Origin of the sequence: Leclercia sp. LSNIH3, assembly GCF_002935105.1 — a bacterium.
GTDB lineage: Bacteria > Pseudomonadota > Gammaproteobacteria > Enterobacterales > Enterobacteriaceae > Enterobacter > Enterobacter adecarboxylatus.
The window spans coordinates 2,132,993-2,157,136 of the sequence record NZ_CP026387.1 but is presented as its reverse complement, the minus strand read 5'-3'; the positions used below and the strand labels follow the sequence as shown (position 1 = coordinate 2,157,136).

The following is a 24,144-nucleotide window of genomic DNA, read 5'->3' as shown; positions in this document are numbered from 1 at the left end:
AAAATGTGCAGGGGATCCTGTCAACGCCGGGATTATGCGGATTTTTCATGCTGCCTTCCATATGAGAAACAGGACTTATAACAGCTATACTTTTGGAGCTTTTGAGCTGCACTTGATGCAGGCCAGGCCAATGGCATAAAAACCATCACAATTTTTGGCGACAGAGGCTACAATCGACCGAGGTCACAATTCTCAATTCAGAAGAGTATTGCTATGAAAAATATCAATCCAACGCAGACTTCAGCCTGGCAGGCATTACAGAAACATTTTGATGAAATGAAAGACGTCACCATCGCGGAACTGTTCGCGAAAGACGGCGATCGTTTCAGTAAGTTCTCCGCGACCTTCGACGATCAGATGCTGGTCGATTTTTCCAAAAACCGCATCACCGAAGAGACGCTGGCAAAACTGCAGGATCTGGCGAAAGAGACCGATCTGAGCGGTGCCATCAAGTCCATGTTCTCCGGTGAGAAGATCAACCGCACCGAAGACCGCGCAGTACTGCATGTGGCTCTGCGTAACCGTAGCAATACCCCTATTATCGTTGACGGCAAAGATGTGATGCCGGAAGTGAATGCCGTACTGGAAAAGATGAAAGCCTTCTCTGAAGCCATCATCTCCGGTAACTGGAAAGGCTACACTGGCCAGGCGATCACCGACGTAGTCAACATCGGTATCGGCGGCTCCGACCTCGGCCCGTTCATGGTGACCGAAGCGCTGCGTCCATATAAAAATCACCTCAACATGCACTTTGTCTCTAACGTCGATGGCACCCACATCGCCGAAGTGCTGAAAAAGGTGAACCCGGAAACCACGCTGTTCCTGGTGGCGTCCAAAACCTTCACCACCCAGGAAACCATGACCAACGCCCACAGCGCGCGCGACTGGTTCCTGAAAACGGCTGGCGACGAGCAGCATGTTGCGAAACACTTCGCGGCGCTCTCTACCAACGCCAAAGCGGTTGGCGAGTTCGGTATCGACACCGCCAACATGTTTGAGTTCTGGGATTGGGTAGGGGGCCGCTACTCCCTGTGGTCCGCTATCGGCCTGTCGATCATCCTCTCCGTGGGCTACGACAACTTTGTTGAGCTGCTCTCCGGCGCGCACGCGATGGACAACCACTTCGCCAACACCGCACCAGAGAAAAACCTGCCGGTACTGCTGGCGCTGATCGGCATCTGGTACAACAACTTCTTCGGCGCTGAAACCGAAGCGATCCTGCCGTACGACCAGTACATGCACCGTTTCGCGGCCTACTTCCAGCAGGGCAACATGGAATCCAACGGTAAATACGTTGACCGTAACGGCAACGCCGTGGATTACCAGACCGGCCCAATCATCTGGGGTGAGCCAGGCACCAACGGCCAGCACGCGTTCTACCAGCTGATCCACCAGGGCACCAAAATGGTTCCTTGCGACTTTATCGCCCCGGCCATTACGCACAACCCGCTGTCTGACCACCATCCGAAACTGCTGTCGAACTTCTTCGCGCAAACTGAAGCGCTGGCGTTCGGTAAAGCGCGTGATGTGGTTGAGCAGGAGTATCGCGATCAGGGTAAAGATCCTGCGACCCTGGACCACGTTGTGCCGTTCAAAGTGTTCGAAGGCAACCGTCCAACTAACTCCATCCTGCTGCGTGAGATCACCCCGTTCAGCCTGGGCGCGCTGATTGCCCTGTATGAGCACAAAATCTTCACCCAGGGCGCCATCCTGAACATCTTCACTTTCGACCAGTGGGGCGTGGAGCTGGGTAAACAGCTGGCTAACCGCATTCTGCCGGAGCTGGGTGATAACCAGGATATTAACAGCCACGACAGCTCTACCAACGGTCTGATTAACCGTTATAAAGCATGGCGTGCCTAATCTCGCTGCTGTGAACAGTTTCGGCTTATTGTCGTAATGCCGCTTAGTTAAGCCCGGTGGATTGTTCCGTTCACCTCAGGTTCAGCAGAAGATGGCATTCCACAACCCGTGAACGTGACAAGGGGGGCCGCCGGGCCCCCCTTGTCAATCCCCGCGGCCCCGCAATGAAACCGGTGCTTCGCACTGCGCTCACCTCCCGACCGGCTGCCTGCGGTCGGCTCAACGCGACATCCTGTCTCGATTCGCCTCTGGCCGCCATCCCTGGCGTCCAGCCCTTGTCATCCGGTCTCCGGTTCGCCGGTTTCAGCGGGGACTCAACACCCGTGCCACATTCAGGCGACTGAGAAGCGTGAGGGTGGGGGAGTCCGGCTGAACATCGCCGAAGCGATGACCGCAGCGGAGGGGGCATAAGCAGAGGTGCTGTAGTGAACGGAAGCTTTCCACTTCAGTCACTGAGAAGTACCGAATCGTTTAACTGACTGGCATTACGGCTTATTGCCGGCATTTTTTTACCTGCGGGTTTGCCACCTGAACAAAATATAAACAAAAAATATAGATCCCCGTCACATTTTTGCGTTATACAGGAACCTCGCCCCGGAGAATGAGGTGCTGTATGACATCCCTGACTCGCCCACGCGTTGAGTTTATCTCGACCCTTTTACAGACCGTGCTGAACCTGGGTCTGTTGAGCCTTGGCCTGATTCTCGTCATCTTCCTCGGTAAAGAGACGGTGCATCTGGCTGATGTGCTTTTTGCCCCTGAGCAAACCAGCAAATACGAGCTGGTTGAAGGGCTGGTGGTTTACTTTCTTTACTTCGAATTTATCGCCCTGATCGTTAAGTACTTTCAGTCGGGCTTTCACTTCCCGCTTCGCTACTTTGTCTACATTGGGATCACCGCGATTGTGCGGCTGATCATCGTCGATCATAAATCGCCCCTCGACGTGCTGCTTTATTCGGCGGCCATCCTGCTGCTGGTGGTTACGCTCTGGCTGTGCAACTCGAAGCGACTGAAACGGGAATAAAAAAAGGGCGGCCCGAGGGCCGCCGAATACAGTCACAAGTTTGGATCAAGACATCAAGGCAAAGTTGAGGGTTGCAGTGGTATAACAATGATACTTAACCTTTCACGCCCCCTGCGGTCAGGCCGTTCACCAGCCAGCGCTGGGCCAGCAGGAACACGACGGTGATCGGGATAGCGGAGAGTACGGCGGCTGCGGCAAAGTCGCCCCACAGGTAGTTTTGTGGGTTGAGGTATTGCTGCATCCCTACCGCCAGCGTGTAGCTGTTCACATCACGCAGCAGCAGTGACGCGACCGGCACTTCAGTGATTGCGGCGATAAACGACAGAATAAAGACGACCGCCAGAATCGGCACCGACAGGGGCAGCAGCACCAGACGGAATGCCTGCCAAGGGGTTGCGCCATCCAGCGATGCCGCTTCTTCCAGCGAATTATCGATAGTTTCGAAATAGCCTTTGATGGTCCACACATGCAGTGCGATGCCGCCAAGATAGGCGAAAATCACCCCGCCGTGGGTGTTCAGGCCGATGAACGGCACATACTGGCCGAGGCGGTCGAACAACGCATACAGGGCCACCAGCGACAGGACCGCCGGGAACATCTGGAAAATCAGCATCCCTTTCAGCAGTGTCGCTTTCCCTTTAAAGCGCATACGGGCAAAGGCGTAAGCGCAGGTGGTGGAGAGGGTCACGATACCAATCGCGGTGATGGTGGCGACTTTCACCGAGTTCCACAGCCACAGCAGTACCGGGAACGGCGGCGGCGTGACGCGGCCATCGGCGTGTTCCACGCTGAAGCCCAGCGCCAGTTTCCAGTGCTCCCAGGAGATTTGCTCCGGGATCAGGCTACCGGTGGCGAAGTTGCCGGAACGCAGGGAGATGGCGATAACCATCAGCAGCGGGAACATGATCGCCGCGATAAAAATCAGCAGCCCTAGGTGCGTAATCAGCAGGCGCAGCTTTTGAGATTTGGGTTGGACCATAGCCATAATATTCTTTACTCCTTAACACCGCTCCAGGCTATTTTGCTTGCCGTTTTGAACGCTGACAGTGCTCAGAATCCTCACGTACTTCGTGTACGCTCCGGTTCTTGCGTGCTGGCAGCGCCCAAACTGGCTGCGCCAATAACGCCTGGTGATTCCAGTTAGTCAAATTTCATGCGTGTGGCTTTCAGGTTCACCACTGCCAGCGCGCCTACCAGCAGGAAGATCAGGGTGGCGATGGCCGCCGCCAGACCGAAGTCCTGGCCCCCGCCGCCTTCAAAGGCGATACGGTAGGTGTAGCTCACGAGCAGGTCGGTATAGCCGGCCGGCGTGGTGGTGCCGAGACGGTCCGGGCCACCGTTGGTCAACAGCTGAATCAGCACGAAGTTGTTAAAGTTAAAGGCGAAGCTGGCGATCATCAGCGGCGTCAGCGGCTTGATCAGCAGCGGGAGCGTAATCTTAAAGAAGTTCTGGAACGGGGTTGCACCGTCCATCGCCGAGGCTTCGTACAGGTCATCCGGGATCGCCTTCAACAGCCCCATGCACAGGATCATCATGTACGGATAGCCGAGCCAGGTGTTGACGATAACGATCATCGTACGGGCGGTGGTCGGGTCGCTGAACCAGGCCGGTTTAATGCCAAACAGCCCGCTCAGCATCATGTTGATTTCGCCAAAGCTCTGGTTGAACAGACCTTTGAAAATCAGAATCGAGATGAACGACGGCACGGCATACGGCAGGATCAGCAGGACGCGGTAAATCGCTTTCCCTTTTAACGCTTCCCACTGCACCAGGCAGGCCAGCACCATGCCGACGGCCACGGTCAGGAGCACGGTCAGTACCGAGAAGACCACGGTCCAGACGAAGATAGCAAAGAAGGGCTTCTGGATGCCTTCGTCGGTAAAGACGCGGGTAAAGTTGTCCCAGCCGATGGTGACGGTATAGCCCGGGCTGAGTTTATCGTCGCCCCAGTTGCCGTCAGCATTCACAGACTGGTAAAAGCCGATGTCGTTGTTCGGACGGTACTTCACGCCGGTCTGGTTGTTGGTCAGCGTGCTGTCATTGCCCAGCGTATAGAGCGGGCGGGTACCGGAGAACTGGCGCAGCGAGCTCATGATCACTTTGCTTTCATCTGGCAGTTCGGCGGTCAGTTGGGTCAGCGCCTGGCGGTTCTGGGTGATGACACGCAGGTTAGCGCGCTCCCCTTCTGGCAGGGCGTCTGCTTCTTTCAGGGCCAGTTTCTGCTCGCCGCCAAATTTAAAGGCGTCGGAGACGTAATATTTGTTCGTGGTCGTGTCAGTCAGCGCCAGCTTCCACTCATCACCGGCCGGGTAGAGGCCAAAGTTGAAGGTCTTACCGGCCTGATAAGAACGGTCCATCAGCACCTGCTGGGCGCGCTCTTGCGCAAGCTGGTTGGTGCTGCTGTAGTTGGTGAAGGCAATGGCGATGGTGCAGATCAGCGGGAACAGAACAAACAGTCCCATCCCGGCCACACCCGGATAAACATAGCGCCAGGCGTAAGCTTTACGATTCGCAAAAATATAGAGGCCGACCGCGCTTAAGATCAGCGTCATGGCGGCAAACAGGTACTCCCCCTGGGCGTACATCAAAACAATAAGGTAACCCACCAGCAAACCCAGCAGACCAATCACTGACCATTTCAGCGTGTCGCTTTGCCACCAGTGTTTCTTTTTAACGACATCCATGGGGATCTTCCTCTACAACAATTAAACAACCCTCATCCCAGGCCTCTCCCTGAGAGAGAGGCCTTCTCCCTCAAGAGAGAAGGCCGGGATGAGGGGGTTACAGCCTGTCTTACTTGGTAATACGACCCTGAGCATCTTTCAGCGCGGCATCCACAGTCTGACGACCGCTGGCGGCGTTGATCACCGCAGTACGGGTGGCATACCAGAAGGCAGCCATCTGTGGGATGTTCGGCATGATTTCGCCTTTCTCGGCGTTGCTCATGGTGGCGGCGATGCGTGGATCTTTCGCCAGCGTTTCCTGGAAGGATTTCAGCGCCACAGCACCCAGCGGTTTATCCTTGTTCACTTCTTCCAGACCCTGATCGGTCAGCAGGTAGTTTTCCAGGAACTCTTTCGCCAGCTCTTTGTTCGGGCTGGCGGCGTTGATACCGGCACTCAGCACGCCAACGAACGGTTTAGACGGTTTGCCATTGAAGGTTGGCAGTACCGCGACGCCGTAGTTGATTTTGCTCTTATCGATGTTGGACCACGCCCACGGACCGTTGATGGTCATCGCGGTTTCGCCCTTGTTGAACGCGGCTTCAGCGATGGAGTAATCGGTGTCTGCGTTCATGTGTTTGTTCTTGATCAGGTCAACCAGGAAGGTCAGACCCGCTTTCGCGCCTGCGTTGTCCACGCCGACATCTTTCACGTCATATTTGCCGTCAGCAAATTTGAACGCGTAACCGCCATCGGCAGCAATCAGCGGCCAGGTGAAGTACGGCTCTTGCAGGTTGAACATCAGCGCGCTCTTACCTTTCGCCTTCAGCTCTTTATCCAGTGCCGGGATCTCTTCCCAGGTTTTTGGCGGGTTAGGAACAAGATCTTTGTTGTAAATCAGGGAGAGCGACTCAACCGCTACCGGGTAAGCAATCAGCTTGCCGTTGTAACGCACGGCATCCCAGGTGAACGGGAACAGCTTGTCCTGGAAGGCTTTATCAGGAGAAACTTCTGCCAGCAGGCCAGACTGTGCGTAGCCACCGAAACGGTCATGCGCCCAGAAGATGATATCCGGGCCGTCGCCGGTCGCCGCAACCTGCGGGAATTTCTCTTCCAGTTTGTCCGGGTGTTCAACGGTGACTTTGATGCCGGTATCTTTCTCGAATTTTTTACCCACTTCGGCCAGGCCGTTGTAGCCTTTGTCGCCGTTAATCCAGATTACCAGCTTACCTTCTTCAATTTTGGCGAGCGCCGGAGCGGAGATCATCATTGCTGCAAGGGCGGACAATGCGAAAACGCGTGCGCCAGTCTTGATATTCATATCTGCCATCCTTTTTGGTGATGTGCTGTGGATACATGAGGTGGTTCAACGTCGCTCAGTCTCCTTATTTGACATCCTCTTTCCATCCTCCCGTCCCCTACGCCCCACCCCCGTTTTATGTGATCTGCGTTGCATAAAATTGAGTTATGTGTCCCAGCGCACATAAAAGTACGGTGAATTTTGCCAGTGACATCACGAATTTAGCCTCAGCCCCCGAGCCGCGCTGGTGGAGTCCTCTCTCTCATCCTCCCGCCTCCTCCCCCATAAAAAAGGCAGGGGGTGGAGGATTCGCGACGCGTTGCGATACCGCATAGTCAGCCCATATTGAATGTTTCTGTCGATGACAGGTTGTAACGAAGGGAGTAGGGCATGGCGAGCGTAGAACTGCGTAACGTAACGAAAGCCTGGGGTGACGTGGTGGTATCGAAAGATATCAACCTCGATATTCAGGAAGGCGAATTCGTGGTTTTTGTTGGCCCGTCAGGCTGTGGTAAATCCACGCTGCTGCGCATGATTGCCGGTCTGGAAACCATCACCAGCGGTGATTTGATGATTGGCGATACCCGTATGAACGATATCCCGCCTGCGGAGCGCGGCGTCGGGATGGTATTCCAGTCCTATGCACTTTATCCCCATCTCTCCGTTGCCGAGAACATGTCGTTCGGCCTGAAGCTGGCCGGCGCCAAAAAAGAGACCATTAACCAGCGCGTGACCCAGGTTGCCGAAGTTCTCCAGCTGGCACACCTGCTGGAGCGTAAGCCGAAGGCGCTCTCCGGTGGTCAGCGTCAGCGTGTGGCGATTGGCCGTACGCTGGTGGCAGAGCCGCGCGTGTTCCTGCTCGATGAGCCGCTGTCGAACCTCGACGCCGCGCTGCGCGTGCAGATGCGTATTGAAATCTCCCGCCTGCACAAGCGTCTGGGCCGCACCATGATTTACGTCACCCACGATCAGGTCGAAGCGATGACCCTGGCCGACAAGATTGTGGTGCTGGATGCCGGTCGCGTGGCCCAGGTGGGCAAACCGCTGGAACTCTATCACTACCCGGCAGACCGCTTTGTTGCGGGCTTTATCGGCTCGCCAAAGATGAACTTCCTGCCGGTCAAAGTCACCGCCACCGCCATTGAACAGGTTCAGGTTGAACTGCCTAACCGCCAGCAGGTGTGGTTACCGGTAGACAGTGCAAACGTACAGGTAGGGGCAAACATGTCCCTCGGGATCCGCCCTGAGCATCTGCTGCCGAGCCACATCGCTGATGTGACGTTGGAAGGCGAGGTTCAGGTGGTTGAGCAACTTGGTCACGAAACACAGATTCATATCCAGATCCCAGCCATTCGTCAGAACCTGGTGTACCGCCAGAATGACGTGGTGTTGGTAAAAGAGGGTGCCACATTCGCTATCGGCTTGCCGCCAGAGCGCTGCCATCTGTTCCGAGAAGATGGCACTGCATGTCGTCGGTTGCACCAGGAGCCAGGCGTTTAAGCAATCCCAATAATAAGCACGAAACCATCAGGTGAAGTGTTCAAAGAAAAGCAATGATCTCAGGAGATAGAATAATGATTACTCTGCGCAAAGTCCCTCTGGCGGTCGCCATTGCGGCAGGCATCCTGTCTGCCCAGGCCGGCGCTGTCGACTTTAAAGGTTATGCTCGTTCTGGCATTGGCTGGACCGGGAGTGGTGGCGAACAGCAGTGTTTCCAGGCAACAGGTGCACAAAGTAAATACCGTCTTGGTAACGAATGTGAAACCTATGCCGAGCTGAAACTGGGCCAGGAAGTGTGGAAAGAGGGCGACAAGAGCTTCTACTTCGACACCAACGTAGCCTACTCCGTTTCACAGCAGAATGACTGGGAATCAACCAGCCCGGCCTTCCGTGAAGCAAACGTGCAGGGTAAAAACCTGATTGAATGGCTGCCAGGCTCCACCATTTGGGCCGGTAAGCGCTTCTATCAGCGTCATGACGTCCACATGATCGACTTCTACTACTGGGATATTTCAGGTCCTGGTGCAGGTATCGAAAACATCGATCTGGGCTTCGGTAAACTCTCTCTGGCAGCAACCCGTTCTTCTGAGTCCGGCGGTTCTGCAACCTTCGCCGATCGTGATGCCAATGGCGATCGCATTTATGACAACGTCGTACCTAACGATGTCTTCGATGTTCGTTTAGCGGGCATGGAAATCAACCCAGGCGGTACCCTGGAGCTGGGCGTTGACTACGGTCACACCAACATTCCAGACGATTACTACCTGCAGCCTGGCGCCTCTAAAGATGGCTGGATGTTCACTGCTGAACACACCCAGAGCATGCTGAAAGGCTTTAACAAGTTCGTTGTGCAGTACGGCACGGACTCTATGACCTCTAACGGCAAAGGTATTCCACAGGGCGGTAGCGTTGATAACGACGGTTCTATGATCCGCGTGATCGACCACGGTGCGATCACCCTGGCTGACCAGTGGGACCTGATGTACGTCGGTATGTACCAGAACATTGACCGCGACAACAACAACGGCACCGAGTGGTGGACCGTCGGTGTTCGTCCAATGTTCAAATGGACGCCAATCATGTCCACCCTGCTGGAAGTTGGCTACGACAACGTTAAATCTCAGAAAACTGACGATACCAACAACCAGTACAAAATCACCCTGGCACAACAGTGGCAGGCAGGCGACAGCATCTGGTCTCGTCCGGCTATCCGTGTCTTCGCAACCTACGCCAAGTGGGATGAGAAATGGGGCTACGCGAACAACGGCAGCGATAAGCAAGCAGGTTACACCCCTGGCGTAGCGTATAACGACACTTCTGCACGCACCTTCAGCCGTGGCGACAACGATGAGTGGACCTTCGGTGCCCAGATGGAAATCTGGTGGTAATACGTAACACCTGATGTATTGACCTAAAAGAGGGGCGCAAGCCCCTCTCTTCATAGGGTGCTGCGCGCTATTGCCTGGCCACCGCAGTGCTGATGCTATCTGAGGTAAACATAATGAAAATGAAGAAAAGTCTCGTCGCGCTGTGCCTCTCCGCAGGGTTACTGGCAAGTGCTCCCGCCGTCACCCTGGCGAACGTCAATTTTGTACCGCAAAACACCAGCGCCGCGCCTGCTGTACCGGCTGCCGCACTGCAACAGTTAGTCTGGACGCCTGTCGACCAGTCTAAAACCCAGACCACCCAGCTTTCTACCGGCGGCCAGACCCTGAATGTGCCGGGGATCAGCGGCCCGGTGGCGGCCTACAGCGTGCCTGCCAATATCGGTGAAATCACCCTTACGCTGACCAGTGTAGTGAACAAGCAAACCAGCGTATTCGCCCCGAACGTGCTCATTCTGGATCAGAACCTGACGCCATCGGCCTACTTCCCAAGCGAATACTTTACCTACCAGGAGCCGGGTGTAATGAGCGCTGACCGCCTGGAAGGGGTGATGCGCCTGACGCCTGCGCTGGGCCAGCAAAAGCTGTACGTCCTGGTGTTTACCACTGATAAGGATCTGCAGCAAACCACCAAACTCATCAACCCGGCAAAAGCCTATGCTAAAGGCACCGGCAACGCCGTACCGGATATCCCGGATCCGCTTGCCCGCCACGTCACCGACGGCGAGCTGAAGCTGAAAGTTTCTACCAATAATGCCTCCAGCGTGCTGGTCGGCCCGCTGTTTGGTTCTTCCGGCCAGGGTCCGGTCACCGTGGGTAACACCGCAGCACCTGCCCCGGTCTACGCCGCGCCAGCCGCTGCACCGGCTACTGCTGCTGCTCCTGTTGCCGCCCCGGTCGCCGCGAAGAAAGCCGAGCCGGTGCTGAATGACACCGAAACCTACTTCAATCAGGCCATTAAACAGGCAGTTGCTAAAGGTGACGTCGATAAGGCGCTGAAACTCCTCGATGAAGCCGAGCGTTTAGGCTCGACCACTGCCCGTTCCACCTTTATCAGCAGTGTAAAAGGCAAGGGGTGACCGTCTCCCCACAGTGCTGATTTTGTCAGTAGTTTGGTGCGCCCTTGCGGGCGCACTTTTTTTGCGCTGACTGCCGCTGTTGCATCTCTGTTGCGATAATGTTCGCTAGTTCACGTTTGCCCGCCCCCATTCCGCGTTTCTGCGATACAATAGCTTCACGTTATGTATCGGAGAGTCAGGCATGTCACACCCCGCGCTTTTGCTCCTGCGCGCACTGCGTAATTTTGACGAAATTCCTGCGCTGGAACCGGAGCAGCTCGACTGGCTGCTGCTGGAAGATTCCATGACCAAACGTTTTGAGCAGCAGGGCAAAAAGGTCACCGTCACCCTCATTCAGGAGGGATTTGTCACGCCTGACGCGGTGGCAGATGAGCTGCCGTTGCTGCCGAAAGAGGCACGTTACTGGCTGCGGGAGATCCTGCTCTGTGCCGATGGCGAGCCGTGGCTGGCCGGGCGCACCGTGGTGCCTGAGTCCACCCTCACCGGGCCGGAGATGGCGCTGCAACAGATGGGCAAAACCCCGCTGGGGCGTTATCTGTTCACCTCCTCCGAGCTTACCCGTGATTTTATCGAGATTGGGCACGAGGCCGGGCTATTGGGACGCCGTTCCCGCCTGCGCTTGAGTGGTAAACCCTTGATGCTGACCGAGCTGTTTTTACCGGCGTCGCCGCTGTACTAAGAGGAAGAAAAAATGGAGAGGAGTCTCACGCAGAACAAGCTGCTGGCGTACCACCGCCTGATGCGAACCGACAAGCCGATCGGTGCGCTGCTGCTGCTGTGGCCGACGCTGTGGGCGCTGTGGGTGGCTACCCCCGGCCTGCCGCCGCTGTGGATCCTGGCAGTGTTTGTGGCGGGCGTCTGGTTAATGCGCGCGGCGGGCTGTGTCGTCAACGACTATGCCGACCGTAAGTTTGACGGCCATGTAAAGCGCACCGCTAATCGCCCGCTGCCGAGCGGCGATGTCACCGAGAAAGAGGCCCGCACGCTGTTTGTGGTGCTGATCCTGCTCTCGTTCCTGCTGGTGCTGACCCTGAACACCATGACCATTCTGCTCTCCGTGGCAGCGCTGGCGCTGGCCTGGGTCTACCCGTTTATGAAGCGCTACACCCACCTGCCGCAGGTGGTGCTGGGTGCCGCCTTTGGCTGGTCGATCCCGATGGCGTTTGCCGCCGTCAGCGAAAGCGTGCCGTTGAGCTGCTGGCTGATGTTCCTGGCCAATATCCTTTGGGCCGTGGCCTACGACACGCAATATGCGATGGTCGATCGGGACGATGATCTGAAAATCGGCATCAAATCCACCGCCATTCTGTTTGGTCGTCAGGACAAGCTGATCATCGGGATTTTGCAGGTCGCGGTGCTGGGGTTAATGGTGGGCATTGGTTACCTGAACCAGCTTAACGGCGCATTTTACGCGGCGATCGCGGCGGCGGGCGTGCTGTTCATCTATCAGCAAAAGCTTATCGCAAACCGCGAGCGCGAAGCCTGCTTTAAAGCGTTCCTGAACAATAACTATGTAGGGCTGGTGTTGTTCCTGGGTCTGGCGGTGAGTTACTGGGCGTAAACAATGCCCGGTGGCGAGGTAAAAAAATGACAGCCTAAAGGCTGTAATGCCAGTCAGTTAAGCACTTTGATATTTCTAATTGACTGAGGTGGAAGGGTTCTGTTCACTAAAGTACCTCTGCTTTATGTCCCTTCCGCTGCGGTGAACGTGCCAGGGGGGGCCGCCTCCCCCCTGGCTACCCCGGCTCCCGGCAAAGAAAATCGCCGCTTCGCGGAATATTCGCCCCATCCCCGGGGCTCACCCCTTCGGGGCCAGCGCAGGTGCTGTTCAACATTGCTCCCGGCAATTTTGTCCTCAGCTTATTCCCTCCAGCTTTCGGGTCGGGCACCAGCCTGCATCCCTGCAGGCTATGCCCTCTCGGCGCGTCCCTGCGCCTCGCCCCGGCCTTACGGAAACGCTTCGTCGATTTTCAGCCGGATTCACGCTCCCTCACGCTTCTTAGTCGCCTGAAAGGGGCACCGGTGTTGAGTCCCCGCTGAAACCGGCGAACCGGAGACCGGATGACAAGGGCTGGACGCCAGGGATGGCGGCCAGAGGCGAATCGAGACAGGATGTCGAGTTGAGCCGACCGCAGGCAGCCGGTCGGGAGGTGAGCGCAGTGCGAAGCACCGGTTTCATTGCGGGGCCGCGGGGATTGACAAGGGGGGCCCGGCGGCCCCCCTTGTCACGTTCACGGGTTGTGTAATGCCATGTTCTACTGAACATGAGGTGAACGGAACAATCCATCGGGCTTAACTGACTGGCATTACAGCCTTTCGGCTACCATTTTTTATGTTTGCTCCCTCTCCCGGTGGAAGAGGGGCGGGGGCGGGCATCAGACCGCAGACTCGCCCTGCGTTGCGCTCTCAATCGTTAAGCGCACGTCAGAGGTAATCAGGTCTGCCAGCATCTGGTACACCTTCATCGTCTCTTCCGGCTCGGCATCACCACTGTCGCTGATATAACCCTCGTCACGCAGCGTTAACACCAGTGAACTGAATACCGCTTTATCGAAGAACTCCGGCGCGTTGATGCCGTGCAGCATCGAGAGACGCTGTGCCAGCGTGCGGCTCTCTTTCTCCAGCGTACCGCGGTTGATCGACGGGTTGGCGCTCAGCAGCCAGAAAGTAATGGCATAGCGCTGCACGGTTTCGCGTGCGCCTGCCGCCAGCAGTTGCAGCGTGCGCGCCCGGGACGGGTTGATCAGCAGAAGGTCATCTTTCTGCGAAATCAGGCCCTGGCGGGTCAGCTCTTCAATCTGCTTATCCAGCACCTCGGCCAGCTCGTCGTTGTTCCAGCGCAGGAACAGCTCGGCTTTCAGCATCGGGTAAAGGGCGGTGACATGCTCCAGGAGCGCCTGACGGGTGATCTGGCGATGCTGGGTGATGATGGCCGCCATCAGCGAAGGCAGCATCAGCATATGCGCAATGTTGTTGCGGTAATAGGTCATCAGCACCGCCTGCTCGCGCGGCAGAATGATGATATCGCCGATGGTGTCCTTCTCGACCTCAAACTTGTTCATCTGCAGCGCGTGCTCAAGCAACTCGCTGGCGCTGGCGGTCGGCACCGTGGCGTCTTCCGCGTACGGCACGTTGCGCAACAGGTTCAGGTAGCAGTCGAGCTGCTCGGTCAGCTGCTCGCGGGTAAGCGAACGCTGGCGAGAGCCAAGCAGGGCGGTACAACACAGGTTCATGGCGTTGGCCGCACCGGCGTTGTTAATGCGCACCATCAGATCGGCGGCAATGGCGTTAACCGTTGGCGTCAGCCAGGCCGGACGCACTGCTTCGATCGGGTCGATGGACTCACGCCACTCCGGCACACGGTGATTCAGGTAGGTAATCAGCGGCATAGGTTCGCCGAAGTTCACATACCCCTGGCCGAGGTTACGCAGCTTGCTCAGGCCCCGCAGCATCTGCAGCAGGCTCTCTTTCTCTTTGGTGGCGCCGCGCAGCTCTTTGGCGTAGGTGCCCACTTCCATCACGTGCTCGTAACCGATGTAAATCGGCACCAGGGTGATTGGACGCGTACCGCCACGCAGCATCGCCTGAATGGTCATCGAAAGAGTGCCAGTCTTAGGATCGAGCAAACGCCCGGTACGGGAACGGCCGCCTTCCACGAAGTATTCCACCGAATAGCCACGGCTGAACAGCTCGCCCAGATACTCGCGGAACACGGTAGAGTAGAGCTTGTTACCTTTAAAGGTACGGCGAATAAAGAACGCACCCAGACGGCGGAAGATCGGGCCTGCTGGCCAGAAGTTGAGGTTGATACCCGCAGCGATATGCGGCGGCACCAGCCCCTGGTGATAGAGCACATACGAGAGCAGCAGGTAGTCCATGTGGCTGCGGTGGCAGGGTACATAGACAATCTCATGGCCGTCGTGGGCAAGCTGCCGCACACGCTCGGCGTTGTGCACGTTAATCCCCTGATAGAGACGGTTCCAGGTAAAGCTCAGGATACGGTCGCTAAGGCGGATCATCTCGTAGGAGAAGTTGGCCGCAATCTCTTCCATCAGGGCGATGGCGTTTTGCTGCGCCTTCTCGTGGGAGATTTTTTTGCTGCGCGCTTCGTCTTCGACGGCACGGGCAATGGCTTTTGAGGCCAGCAGCTTGTTAAACAGATCCTGGCGAGCAGGCAGGCGTGGGCCTACCGCGGCAAGACGCTGACGGGCAAAGTGCATGCGCGCCACACGTGCCAGCTTCTGGGCGATGGTCTTATCCGTACCGTGTTCATCGGCCATGCGGCGCAGTGAAACTGACGGTGAAAAACGGACAAAGCTGTCGCGGCCAAGCCAGTTGACGGCGAAAAATTTCTGCACCCCGTTGAGCATACGCAACGGCGGATTCTCTTCGCCTTTATCGCGCCCCGGACGACGGCCAAACATGACCGACACGGGCACCATCTGCACATCCAGCAGCGGGTTGCTGCGGTGCAGATCGAGGTAATCATGGAACAGCTTGATCGACTCTTCTTTCGGTGTGTACCAGGTGAACACGCGAGGGCCACCGTGGATAAAGATGTAGCGCGGCAGTTGGGTGCCGTCGATCTCCAGCGGCTCCAGCGGATCGGGGAGATCGTGCGCCAGACATTGGGCGCGCAGCGTCAGCAAGTCGGCCTTCGAGTTATAAGGCAAAACGTACATAATAGGACGCGAGTTATCGAGTCCTAACTCCAGCGTAGGAACCGCCGGAATAGACTTGCTTTTTACCAGGACGCTTAATGGTAAATTAAGTAATTTGTAGTAAATTCGTGGCCAGCCAGACATAAACGATGTAAAGCCTCTGGTTAAAAATGCAATTGCGGCGCAAGGATAACAGAAAGCGCGCAAAATTTCTGTTGTTACCCGTCATACTTCCGGTGGCTGCGCAGGGCGCTTAAACCACCGTTTCTGACGCTATTTTCGAAGAAAGGTTTCTTTTAATGGCCAATAATACCACTGGGTTAACCCGAATCATTAAAGCTGCCGGCTATTCATGGAAAGGCATCCGTGCTGCCTGGATCAATGAAGCCGCATTTCGCCAGGAGGGTGTTGCTGTCATCGCGGCGATTATTATTGCCTGCTGGCTGGATGTGGATCCCATCACCCGCGTATTACTGATTGGCTCGGTGATGTTGGTGATGATAGTCGAAATTCTGAACAGTGCGATCGAGGCGGTAGTAGACCGTATCGGCACTGATTTTCACGAGCTGTCGGGCCGGGCGAAAGATATGGGTTCTGCCGCAGTGCTGATGGCGATTATCGTTGCGTTGTTTACCTGGGTCACGCTGCTTTGGGGACATTTACGATAAGCCTTCAGAAACCGCAAAAGTCTCTGGTTTTTTATGCGGTTTGTGGTTCCAAAATCACCTTTAGCTGTATATACTCACAGCATAACTGTATATACACCCAGGGGGCGGAATGAAAGCGTTAACGACCAGGCAGCAAGAGGTGTTTGATCTCATTAGGGATCATATCGGCCAGACGGGTATGCCGCCGACGCGTGCAGAAATCGCGCAGCGTCTGGGCTTCCGTTCTCCAAATGCCGCTGAAGAGCACCTTAAGGCACTGGCGCGCAAGGGTGTACTTGAAATTGTCTCCGGTGCGTCTCGCGGCATTCGTCTGCTGGTTGAAGCGGAAGAGGGTCTTCCCCTCGTCGGTCGTGTCGCCGCCGGTGAACCGCTGCTTGCGCAACAGCATATTGAAGGCCACTATCAGGTCGATCCTGGCATGTTTAAACCGAGCGCAGACTTTCTGCTCCGTGTTAGCGGCATGTCGATGAAAGATATCGGTATTCTGGACGGTGATCTGCTGGCAGTCCATAAAACTCAGGACGTGCGTAACGGGCAGGTTGTGGTCGCACGTATCGATGATGAAGTGACCGTTAAACGCCTGAAAAAGCAGGGTAACACTGTGCAACTGCTGCCGGAAAACAGCGAGTTTTCCCCGATTGTTGTCGACCTGCGTGAAAATAACTTTTCCATCGAAGGCCTGGCGGTTGGCGTCATCCGCAACGGTGAATGGTTATAATGCTTTTCTGACAGACTGCGGCAGTGTCGCAGTCTGGTTTTCTTGCCTCTGGCGAACATTTCCATGTCTCTCCTGACTTCTTCAGACAAGGCGTTGTGGCGTCTTGCACTTCCCATGATCGTCTCCAACATCAGCGTTCCTCTGCTTGGGCTGGTGGACACAGCGGTGATTGGTCATCTCGATTCGCCCGTCTATCTGGGTGGTGTCGCCATCGGCGCGACGGCAACCAGCTTCCTGTTTATGCTGCTGCTCTTTTTGCGCATGAGCACTACCGGGCTTACCGCTCAGGCCTATGGCGCGAAAGATCCGCTGCGTCTGGCCCGTGCACTGGTGCAGCCGCTGATCCTGGCGCTGGGCGCAGGGTTAATGATTGTGCTGCTGCGCACGCCGCTTATCGATCTGGCGCTGCATATTGTCGGTGGTAGCGAGGCCGTCCTGCATCAGGCGCGGCGCTTCCTTGAGATCCGTTGGCTCAGCGCCCCGGCATCGCTGGCTAACCTGGTGCTGCTCGGCTGGCTGTTGGGCGTGCAGTATGCCCGGGCACCGGTGATCCTGCTGGTGGTGGGCAACCTGCTCAATATCGTGCTGGATGTGTGGCTGGTGATGGGGCTGAAGATGAACGTGCAGGGCGCTGCCCTGGCGACTGCTATCGCGGAATACGCTACCCTGCTGATCGGCTTATGGATGGTCTGGCGGGTATTGGCGCTGCGCGGTATTTCGCTGGCGCTGCTGAAAACGAGCTGGCGCGGCAACATCCGTAAGCTACTGGCCCTCAATCGCGACATCATGTTGCGCTCGCTGCTGCTGCAACTCTGCTTCGGGGCGCTGACGGTGATGGGAGCACGGCTAGGGCCGGAGATTATTGCCGTCAACGCCGTGCTGATGACCTTGCTGACCTTTACCGCTTACGCGCTGGATGGCTTCGCCTATGCGGTCGAGGCGCACTCCGGGCAGGCCTATGGCGCACGGGAAAGCGGCCAGCTGCGGGAAGTGTGGCGGGCGGCCTGCCGTCAGTCTGGCCTGGTCGCGCTTACCTTTGCCCTCATCTATGCCCTGGCAGGCGATCAAATCATTGCCCTGCTGACTTCACTGCCCGAGCTGCGCGAGCTGGCGAGCCACTATCTTATCTGGCAGGTGATCCTGCCGGTGGTGGGCGTCTGGTGCTATCTGCTGGATGGCATGTTTATCGGTGCCACTCGCGGGGCGGAGATGCGCAACAGCATGGCGGTGGCCGCCGCCGGGTTTGGCCTGACGCTCTTCACCCTGCCGTGGCTGGGCAACCATGGTTTGTGGCTGGCCCTGAGCGTGTTCCTGGCCCTGCGCGGGCTGTCTCTGGGCTGGATCTGGCACAGGCACTGGCGCAACGGCAGCTGGTTTTCATAGCGGCCTCGCCTTGCCAAATGGTAAAAGATTCCGAATAACAAACCTAACGCCGCAGGCTTATCTATAATTATTATCACGTCCAGCACGAAACGTATTTCAGGACGAACTTAACCTTAACGACCGAACGAAGAGGAATGGATGATGAATAAAGACCAAGTCGGCGGTAACTGGAAACAATTCAAAGGTAAAGTGAAAGAACAGTGGGGCGACCTGACCGATGATGACATGACCGTCATCGAAGGTAAACGTGACCAGCTGGTGGGTAAAATTCAGGAACGCTATGGTTATGAGAAAGACCAGGCGGAGAAAGAAGTTGGTGACTGGGAAACCCGTAACAACTATCGCTGGTAATTAACCTATACCCGCAGGTACACGGATGTACGCCCAGGGCGACCTTACAGGTCGCCCCTTTTTTTGCCCTCAGCGCGGCTTTTTCTTCAGCTGGATAGAGTGATCGTGCTGGCAATCTTCCTGATGGCGGCAGGCTTCCACTTCGACGCAGTTACGGCACAGGCCGTGCGCCTCAATCACGTTGTGACGCAGGGCAAAGCCCATCTTCGCTGCCAGGGTATGCATGATATCTTCCACCCCTTCCGCGCCCTCTTCCTTCACGCTGCCACAGCGGTCACAGATAAACATCGCAGAGGTGTGGGTCGGCTGATCGAACAGATGGCACAGCACATAGCTGTTGGTCGATTCCACCTTATGCACAAAGCCCTGCTCCAGTAAAAAATCGAGCGCCCGATATACGGTAGGCGGCTTGGCCTGAGGCTCGCTTTCACGCAGCAGGTCGAGCAGATCGTAGGCGCTGATGGCCCCGTTTTGCAGACTCAGCAGACGCAACACTTCAAGGCGCTGCGGAGTCAGGCGCACATTGCGTTGCGCGCACAGCTTTTCGGCTTGCGCTAACAGTGCCTGCATTGTGGTCGTTTCCATTTTGCACCTCGAATAACGTGGAATAACAAACCGCCACTTTACCATGTTCTGGCCCAAACGCCGAGATCCACCGGGTGTGCTACCCTGACGAAAAACCACAGGGGATGAAAAGATGAAAAGACCGGACTGCATTCGACACTGGCGTGAAGTAGAAGGTGCTGACAACTCGACCTATCCTGACAGCCCAGAGCGTTTCTCCATTGGCGCGCCGCTGGCCCGTGCGCTGGGGCTTGGCCGCCTCGGTATCCACCACGAACGTCTGCCGCCCGGACGTCGCACTTCTTATCCTCATGCCGAAAGCGATGAAGAGGAATTTATCTTTGTGCTCGAGGGTTATCCCGAAGCCTGGATCAACGGCTATTTATGGAAGCTGGAGCCGGGGGATAGCGTGGGTTTTCCTGCCGGGACGGGGGTCTGTCACACCTTTATTAATAATACCAGTGAAGATGTGCGGTTATTAGTCGTGGGTGAAGCAAATAAAAAACATAACCGAATTTATTATCCGCTGAATCCGGTATATGCCGCCACGCGCGAAGATCGCTGGATCGATCATCCGCCGCAATTTTTTGGACCTCATGATGGAAAACCAGGGCAAAAATAATTTCTTGTTCTATACATATTTAAAAAGATAAGAAAATCAACGAGTTATCTAATACGAAAGTTTAGATAAATTCGTCGCCTAATACTTTTTTCACAAAGGACGTATGCCCCTGCGCGGCATTTAGCTGCCGGGGTTTATTCACCCACAATAAGTCAGGTGTCCTGTGAAAATAAAATTCAAATTTTCTGTGGCGGGAATTGCCACCGCTTTTCTTTTGTCTAATCAGGCCGGAGCTGCAAATACATGGACGGAAGCACGCGGCGATGCAATGGGTGGGACTGGCGTTGCGTCGGCGCATTATAGCAGTGGGGTATTGATCAACCCGGCCCTGCTGGCAAAATCCCAGGCGGAAGATGACGTCGCCATTATATTTCCCTCGGTGGGGGCGCAAATCAGCGATAAAGACAATCTGCAGGATAAGATCGACGAAATCAGCGATGAGATCCGCGCCGATCAGGAGATGATCGACGATCTGACCGTAGCGAGGATCATGGCCGATCCGCAGGGAACGCTCAGTGAGCTTCAGGGTGCCGCAGGCAGTCTGGCCGACCAGCTGGAGTTTCTTGAGGGAAAAACCGCGCACGGCAACGCCGGGGCAGGGATCGCCGTCAGTATTCCCGGCTCGGGGCTGTCGCTGGCGTTTGTCGCTAAGGCCAATGCCCACGCGCGCGTCAGCTCGGAGATCGATCAGCAGGATATCGATTTTCTTCGGAGATTGCAGGGCAGCATGGGGATGACCAACCAGATGGCGTTGGGTGCGGCGCGAAACGGCAGTGACGTGATTACCCGCAACCTTAACTCCATCGCCAAGGGCAGGGCGGCGATCGTCTCTGATTACGGCGTGGCGATTGCCCGCCAGTTTGATTTCAACGGCCTGCCGATTTCGGTCGGCGTGACGCCAAAGCTGCAACAAACCTGGCTCTACAACTACACCACCTCCATCTATACCTATGACAGCAGCGACTTTAACAGCAGCCGTTACCGCAATGACGATACCAGTTTTAACGTTGATGTCGGCGTTGCAGTGGACCTCGGTGAAAACTGGACGGTCGGTCTGAGCGGGCAGAACCTGTTGTCCCGCGACATTGATACCAACGATATCCGCGTTCTCAACGGGCGTACCGGGCAAGAGGTGAGTTATCAGGATACCTGGCAGATCCGCCCTCTGGTCACGGCGGGGGTGGCCTGGCATACCGGCCTGTTAACCCTCAGCGTCGACGGCGATCTGACTCAAACCCGGGGCTTCAAAAGCGAAGAAAATTCGCAGTATGTCGGGGCGGGGGCAGAGGTCTCTCTGCTGGGCTGGCTGGCGGTGCGCGGCGGCTTTCGCGGTGACGTGAAGGGCAACGACAGTAACGTCTTTACCGGCGGGCTGGGCTTCGCCCCCTTTAACACCGTGCATATCGATCTGACCGGCATCGTCGGCGAGGATGAAACCTGGGGGGCCGGAGCGCAATTTAGCGTGAGGTTCTGACAGGAACCGGAGGCGCTCTGCCTCCGGCAAATCTGTGCTATAGTAGCGCCCCCTTTTCACCAGATGCTTAAAATTTCGCCATGTCGTCAGAAAACTCGTCCATCTATCCTGCTCACCGTTTTTCCATCGCGCCGATGCTCGACTGGACAGACAGACACTGCCGCTACTTCCTGCGTTTGCTGTCGCGCCATACTCTGCTCTATACCGAGATGGTGACCACCGGGGCGATTATTCATGGCAAGGGCGACTACCTCGCCTTCAGCGAAGAAGAGCATCCGGTAGCCTTGCAGCTCGGCGGCAGCGATCCGGCCGCGCTGGCGCACTGCGCGAAGCTGGCAGAAGAGCGCGGTTATGACGAGATCAACCTCAACGTTGGCTGCCCCTCCGATCGTGTGCAGAACGGCATGTTTGGTGCCTGCCTGATGGGCAATGCGCAGCTGGTGGCCGACTGCGTGAAAGCGATGCGCGATGTGGTCTCCATTCCGGTGACGGTCAAAACCCGTATCGGCATCGACGATCAGGACAGCTACGAATTTCTCTGCGACTTTATCGGCACGGTAGCCGGCAAGGGCGAGTGCGACATGTTTATCATCCATGCCCGCAAAGCCTGGCTTTCTGGCCTTAGCCCGAAAGAGAACCGTGAGATCCCGCCTCTGGATTACCCGCGTGTCTATCAGCTGAAGCGTGATTTCCCGCAGCTGATCATGTCGATCAATGGCGGTATCAAGTCTCTGGACGAGGCCAAAGCGCATTTAGCGCATATGGATGGCGTAATGGTGGGCCGCGAGGCGTACCAGAACCCGGGCGTGCTGGCGGCGGTCGATCGCGAAATCTTTGGTGTGGATTGCGCCGATCGCGATCCGGTCGCGGTGGTGCGGGCAATGTACCCCTACATTGAGCGTGAGCTGAGCAACGGCACCTATCTGGGCCACGTGACCCGCCACATGCTGGGTCTGTTCCAGGGGATCCCGGGGGCGCGCCAGTGGCGTCGTTACCTGAGTGAAAACGCCCATAAAGCGGGAGCCGATATCGAGGTGCTGGAGCAAGCGCTGCGTCTGGTGGCAGACAAGCGATAATTTTCACTAAAACCTGGTCAAATTCACCACGCCCGGCACCGCATTGCCGGGCGTTTTTATTTACTATCAATCACTTATTTTTGGCACGGATCTTGTAATGGTCATAGCAGCGTATCGTTGTTATGCATTACTGGAGAGAGCCATGCTGGAACTACTTTTTGTGATTGGATTTTTTGTCATGCTGTTGGTAACCGGCGTCTCGCTGCTAGGGATCATTGCCGCATTGGTGGTTGCCACCGCGGTGATGTTTATCGGCGGGCTGTTTGCCCTGATGCTAAAACTGCTGCCGTGGTTGCTGTTGGCCGTGGCGGTGGTGTGGGCGATACGGGCGATTAAATCGCCAAAAATCCCACGCTATCAGCGCAATAACCGCTTTCGTTACTAAGGTATTGAGCGGTTCGTCACATCCTTGCAACTTTTACGGCAGCATTGCTTAGAACAGAATAGGATTTAGTTATCGAATCTGTCACTATTGCCGCCGTTAAAGAATTCATCGTGCTGTACCCTACATACAGCCGAACTAAAAAAAGAAAGGGCTTCCTCCGGGAAGCCCAATTTCTTTCTGACCCGTTATCATTCCTGCCGCAAATGCGTTGACTGCTTTCATTCACCCCAGTCACTTACCTGAGTAAGCTCCCGGGGTTCATTCAATTGTCGCGTTACCCGGCCTTTGGCCTCACCCCTTCGGGGCCAGCGCAAGCGCTGTTCAAAGCGGTTAAGCGTTTCGTCCTGCAACATGAATTATTCAGGGGATCAGCAGACTCGACCCCTGCGTCGCCCGGCTCTCCAGCACTTCATGCGCCCGTTGCGCATCAGCCAGCGGATATTTCTGCGCCTCCGCCACATCCACTTTAATGACGCCGCTGGCAATCAATGAGAACAGCTCATTGCTGGCCTCAACCAGTTCGTCATGATTAGTGATGTAGCCTTGCAACGAAGGACGAGTGGCGAACAACGACCCTTTCTGGTTGAGAATGCCGAGATTCACCCCGGTCACCGGGCCGGAGGCGTTACCGAAGCTGACCATCAGGCCGCGACGTTGCAGACAATCCAGCGAGGCTTCCCAGGTGTCTTTGCCCACCGAGTCATACACCACGCGCACCTTTTTACCGCCGGTGATCTCTTTCACCCGCTCCACAATGCTCTCTTCGCGGTAGTTGATCACCTGCCAGGCACCCGCCTGAAGCGCGCGCTGTGCCTTTTGCGCGTTGCCGACGGTGCCGATCAGTTTGGCGCCCAGCGCTTTTGCCCACTGACAGGCAATCAGCCCAACGCCGCCTGCGGCCGCGTGGAACAGGAACTGTTCATCGGGTTTGATCTCGTAGGTTTTACGCAACAGATAAAACACCGTTAACCCTTTCAGGAAGGAGGCGGCGGCCTGCTCAAAGGAGATGGCGTCAGGCAGAATGGCGGCTTTATCTGCCGGGACATTGTGGATCGAGCTGTAGGCGCCGAGGGCAGATTGCGCATACACCACGCGGTCGCCCTCTTTTATATGCTTAACGGCGCTGCCCACTTTGACCACTACGCCCGCCGCTTCGGTGCCCAGTCCGCTTGGCAGAGCCGGGGGCGGATAAAGGCCTCCGCGGATATAGGTATCGATATAGTTAATACCAATGGCTTTGTTTTCGACCTGGACTTCGTTATCGCCAGGCGCGGTGGGGGTAAACTCTACCGCTTTGAGAACGTCCGGGCCGCCGTGCTTATGAAATTCAATACGCGTTGCCATTTATCCTCCAGTGACATTTGGGTGGGGCAAATGTGATGAATCATGGTAAAATATCGACCCCATTTCTATCTCGGCTCCCTTCA

At 56.2% G+C, this 24,144-nt stretch carries 21 protein-coding genes; 15 read left to right on the top strand and 6 right to left on the bottom strand.

The window, feature by feature from the left end:
* Nucleotides 1-213: 213 nt before the first annotated feature.
* The gene (pgi, locus tag C3F35_RS10450) at nucleotides 214-1,863 is read left to right on the top strand and encodes a glucose-6-phosphate isomerase (RefSeq protein WP_032615948.1); all 1,650 of its coding nucleotides are present in this window, start codon (nucleotides 214-216) and stop codon (nucleotides 1,861-1,863) included.
* A 613-nt stretch (nucleotides 1,864-2,476) separates the two neighbouring features.
* Entirely contained in the window at nucleotides 2,477-2,887 is a 411-nt protein-coding gene (psiE, locus tag C3F35_RS10445; RefSeq protein ID WP_032615949.1) for a phosphate-starvation-inducible protein PsiE, read from the top strand.
* 94 nt (nucleotides 2,888-2,981) lie between these two features.
* On the opposite strand, the gene malG is transcribed toward psiE, so the two are convergent.
* The 3 genes from malG to malE all read right to left on the bottom strand — a co-directional run bounded on the left by malG (nucleotide 2,982) and on the right by malE (nucleotide 6,872).
* Nucleotides 2,982-3,872: a maltose ABC transporter permease MalG gene (malG, locus tag C3F35_RS10440; RefSeq protein WP_032615951.1), complete on the bottom strand. Its 891-nt coding sequence runs from the start codon at nucleotides 3,870-3,872 to the stop codon at nucleotides 2,982-2,984.
* 155 nt (nucleotides 3,873-4,027) lie between these two features.
* Nucleotides 4,028-5,572 (bottom strand): maltose ABC transporter permease MalF, encoded by a 1,545-nt coding sequence (gene malF / locus C3F35_RS10430; RefSeq protein ID WP_103793485.1) that lies wholly within the window; start codon nucleotides 5,570-5,572, stop codon nucleotides 4,028-4,030.
* Between the two features lie 109 nt (nucleotides 5,573-5,681).
* Complete coding sequence (malE, locus tag C3F35_RS10425) at nucleotides 5,682-6,872, bottom strand: maltose/maltodextrin ABC transporter substrate-binding protein MalE (protein ID WP_032615953.1); 1,191 nt, start codon at nucleotides 6,870-6,872, stop codon at nucleotides 5,682-5,684.
* Between the two features lie 369 nt (nucleotides 6,873-7,241).
* Here malE and malK point away from each other — a divergent pair, with 369 nt between their 5' ends.
* The 5 genes from malK (at nucleotide 7,242) to ubiA (ending at nucleotide 12,376) form a co-directional block, all read left to right on the top strand.
* Nucleotides 7,242-8,351 (top strand): maltose/maltodextrin ABC transporter ATP-binding protein MalK, encoded by a 1,110-nt coding sequence (gene malK / locus C3F35_RS10415; RefSeq protein WP_032615954.1) that lies wholly within the window; start codon nucleotides 7,242-7,244, stop codon nucleotides 8,349-8,351.
* Between the two features lie 71 nt (nucleotides 8,352-8,422).
* Nucleotides 8,423-9,739: a maltoporin gene (locus tag C3F35_RS10410; protein WP_103793492.1), complete on the top strand. Its 1,317-nt coding sequence runs from the start codon at nucleotides 8,423-8,425 to the stop codon at nucleotides 9,737-9,739.
* 113 nt (nucleotides 9,740-9,852) lie between these two features.
* Nucleotides 9,853-10,815 carry a maltose operon protein MalM gene (malM, locus tag C3F35_RS10405; RefSeq protein WP_103793484.1) on the top strand — a complete coding sequence of 321 codons (963 nt, stop codon included), beginning with the start codon at nucleotides 9,853-9,855 and terminating at the stop codon, nucleotides 10,813-10,815.
* A gap of 181 nt (nucleotides 10,816-10,996) precedes the next feature.
* Entirely contained in the window at nucleotides 10,997-11,494 is a 498-nt protein-coding gene (ubiC, locus tag C3F35_RS10400; RefSeq protein WP_103793483.1) for a chorismate lyase, read from the top strand.
* A 12-nt stretch (nucleotides 11,495-11,506) separates the two neighbouring features.
* On the top strand, nucleotides 11,507-12,376 hold the full coding sequence (gene ubiA / locus C3F35_RS10395) for a 4-hydroxybenzoate octaprenyltransferase (RefSeq protein ID WP_032615957.1): 870 nt from the start codon (nucleotides 11,507-11,509) through the stop codon (nucleotides 12,374-12,376).
* A gap of 814 nt (nucleotides 12,377-13,190) precedes the next feature.
* On the opposite strand, the gene plsB is transcribed toward ubiA, so the two are convergent.
* Entirely contained in the window at nucleotides 13,191-15,620 is a 2,430-nt protein-coding gene (gene plsB, locus C3F35_RS10390; RefSeq protein WP_103793482.1) for a glycerol-3-phosphate 1-O-acyltransferase PlsB, read from the bottom strand.
* 155 nt (nucleotides 15,621-15,775) lie between these two features.
* Here plsB and C3F35_RS10385 point away from each other — a divergent pair, with 155 nt between their 5' ends.
* The 4 genes from C3F35_RS10385 to C3F35_RS10370 all read left to right on the top strand — a co-directional run bounded on the left by C3F35_RS10385 (nucleotide 15,776) and on the right by C3F35_RS10370 (nucleotide 18,596).
* A complete protein-coding gene (locus C3F35_RS10385; protein WP_032615965.1) occupies nucleotides 15,776-16,144 on the top strand; it encodes a diacylglycerol kinase in 369 nt (122 codons plus the stop codon).
* 109 nt (nucleotides 16,145-16,253) lie between these two features.
* Nucleotides 16,254-16,862 carry a transcriptional repressor LexA gene (gene lexA / locus C3F35_RS10380; protein WP_032615967.1) on the top strand — a complete coding sequence of 203 codons (609 nt, stop codon included), beginning with the start codon at nucleotides 16,254-16,256 and terminating at the stop codon, nucleotides 16,860-16,862.
* A gap of 63 nt (nucleotides 16,863-16,925) precedes the next feature.
* Nucleotides 16,926-18,245 (top strand): MATE family efflux transporter DinF, encoded by a 1,320-nt coding sequence (gene dinF / locus C3F35_RS10375; RefSeq protein WP_103793481.1) that lies wholly within the window; start codon nucleotides 16,926-16,928, stop codon nucleotides 18,243-18,245.
* A 141-nt stretch (nucleotides 18,246-18,386) separates the two neighbouring features.
* Nucleotides 18,387-18,596: a CsbD family protein gene (locus tag C3F35_RS10370; protein ID WP_032615972.1), complete on the top strand. Its 210-nt coding sequence runs from the start codon at nucleotides 18,387-18,389 to the stop codon at nucleotides 18,594-18,596.
* A gap of 69 nt (nucleotides 18,597-18,665) precedes the next feature.
* On the opposite strand, the gene zur is transcribed toward C3F35_RS10370, so the two are convergent.
* Nucleotides 18,666-19,181 (bottom strand): zinc uptake transcriptional repressor Zur, encoded by a 516-nt coding sequence (gene zur / locus C3F35_RS10365; RefSeq protein ID WP_032615974.1) that lies wholly within the window; start codon nucleotides 19,179-19,181, stop codon nucleotides 18,666-18,668.
* Between the two features lie 112 nt (nucleotides 19,182-19,293).
* Here zur and C3F35_RS10360 point away from each other — a divergent pair, with 112 nt between their 5' ends.
* The 4 genes from C3F35_RS10360 to pspG all read left to right on the top strand — a co-directional run bounded on the left by C3F35_RS10360 (nucleotide 19,294) and on the right by pspG (nucleotide 22,717).
* Nucleotides 19,294-19,782: a cupin domain-containing protein gene (locus tag C3F35_RS10360; protein ID WP_032615976.1), complete on the top strand. Its 489-nt coding sequence runs from the start codon at nucleotides 19,294-19,296 to the stop codon at nucleotides 19,780-19,782.
* 163 nt (nucleotides 19,783-19,945) lie between these two features.
* Nucleotides 19,946-21,256, top strand: coding sequence for a conjugal transfer protein TraF (locus tag C3F35_RS10355; protein WP_103793480.1), 1,311 nt, complete (start codon nucleotides 19,946-19,948; stop codon nucleotides 21,254-21,256).
* 80 nt (nucleotides 21,257-21,336) lie between these two features.
* Nucleotides 21,337-22,332: a tRNA dihydrouridine(20/20a) synthase DusA gene (gene dusA / locus C3F35_RS10350; RefSeq protein WP_059308948.1), complete on the top strand. Its 996-nt coding sequence runs from the start codon at nucleotides 21,337-21,339 to the stop codon at nucleotides 22,330-22,332.
* A 142-nt stretch (nucleotides 22,333-22,474) separates the two neighbouring features.
* On the top strand, nucleotides 22,475-22,717 hold the full coding sequence (pspG, locus tag C3F35_RS10345) for an envelope stress response protein PspG (protein ID WP_032615982.1): 243 nt from the start codon (nucleotides 22,475-22,477) through the stop codon (nucleotides 22,715-22,717).
* Between the two features lie 360 nt (nucleotides 22,718-23,077).
* On the opposite strand, the gene C3F35_RS10340 is transcribed toward pspG, so the two are convergent.
* Nucleotides 23,078-24,061 carry a quinone oxidoreductase gene (locus C3F35_RS10340; protein WP_032615984.1) on the bottom strand — a complete coding sequence of 328 codons (984 nt, stop codon included), beginning with the start codon at nucleotides 24,059-24,061 and terminating at the stop codon, nucleotides 23,078-23,080.
* Between the last annotated feature and the right edge of the window lie 83 nt (nucleotides 24,062-24,144).

Excerpts from the sequence above, each read along its gene's own strand:
- pgi (WP_032615948.1), top strand. The coding sequence starts at position 214 with ATGAAAAATATCAATCCAACGCAGACTTCAGCCTGGCAGGCATTACAG.
- psiE (WP_032615949.1), top strand. The coding sequence starts at position 2,477 with ATGACATCCCTGACTCGCCCACGCGTTGAGTTTATCTCGACCCTTTTA.
- malG (WP_032615951.1), bottom strand. The coding sequence starts at position 3,872 with ATGGCTATGGTCCAACCCAAATCTCAAAAGCTGCGCCTGCTGATTACG.
- malF (WP_103793485.1), bottom strand. The coding sequence starts at position 5,572 with ATGGATGTCGTTAAAAAGAAACACTGGTGGCAAAGCGACACGCTGAAA.
- malE (WP_032615953.1), bottom strand. The coding sequence starts at position 6,872 with ATGAATATCAAGACTGGCGCACGCGTTTTCGCATTGTCCGCCCTTGCA.
- malK (WP_032615954.1), top strand. The coding sequence starts at position 7,242 with ATGGCGAGCGTAGAACTGCGTAACGTAACGAAAGCCTGGGGTGACGTG.
- malM (WP_103793484.1), top strand. The coding sequence starts at position 9,853 with ATGAAAATGAAGAAAAGTCTCGTCGCGCTGTGCCTCTCCGCAGGGTTA.
- ubiC (WP_103793483.1), top strand. The coding sequence starts at position 10,997 with ATGTCACACCCCGCGCTTTTGCTCCTGCGCGCACTGCGTAATTTTGAC.
- ubiA (WP_032615957.1), top strand. The coding sequence starts at position 11,507 with ATGGAGAGGAGTCTCACGCAGAACAAGCTGCTGGCGTACCACCGCCTG.
- plsB (WP_103793482.1), bottom strand. The coding sequence starts at position 15,620 with ATGTCTGGCTGGCCACGAATTTACTACAAATTACTTAATTTACCATTA.
- C3F35_RS10385 (WP_032615965.1), top strand. The coding sequence starts at position 15,776 with ATGGCCAATAATACCACTGGGTTAACCCGAATCATTAAAGCTGCCGGC.
- lexA (WP_032615967.1), top strand. The coding sequence starts at position 16,254 with ATGAAAGCGTTAACGACCAGGCAGCAAGAGGTGTTTGATCTCATTAGG.
- dinF (WP_103793481.1), top strand. The coding sequence starts at position 16,926 with ATGTCTCTCCTGACTTCTTCAGACAAGGCGTTGTGGCGTCTTGCACTT.
- C3F35_RS10370 (WP_032615972.1), top strand. The coding sequence starts at position 18,387 with ATGAATAAAGACCAAGTCGGCGGTAACTGGAAACAATTCAAAGGTAAA.
- zur (WP_032615974.1), bottom strand. The coding sequence starts at position 19,181 with ATGGAAACGACCACAATGCAGGCACTGTTAGCGCAAGCCGAAAAGCTG.
- C3F35_RS10360 (WP_032615976.1), top strand. The coding sequence starts at position 19,294 with ATGAAAAGACCGGACTGCATTCGACACTGGCGTGAAGTAGAAGGTGCT.
- dusA (WP_059308948.1), top strand. The coding sequence starts at position 21,337 with ATGTCGTCAGAAAACTCGTCCATCTATCCTGCTCACCGTTTTTCCATC.
- pspG (WP_032615982.1), top strand. The coding sequence starts at position 22,475 with ATGCTGGAACTACTTTTTGTGATTGGATTTTTTGTCATGCTGTTGGTA.
- C3F35_RS10340 (WP_032615984.1), bottom strand. The coding sequence starts at position 24,061 with ATGGCAACGCGTATTGAATTTCATAAGCACGGCGGCCCGGACGTTCTC.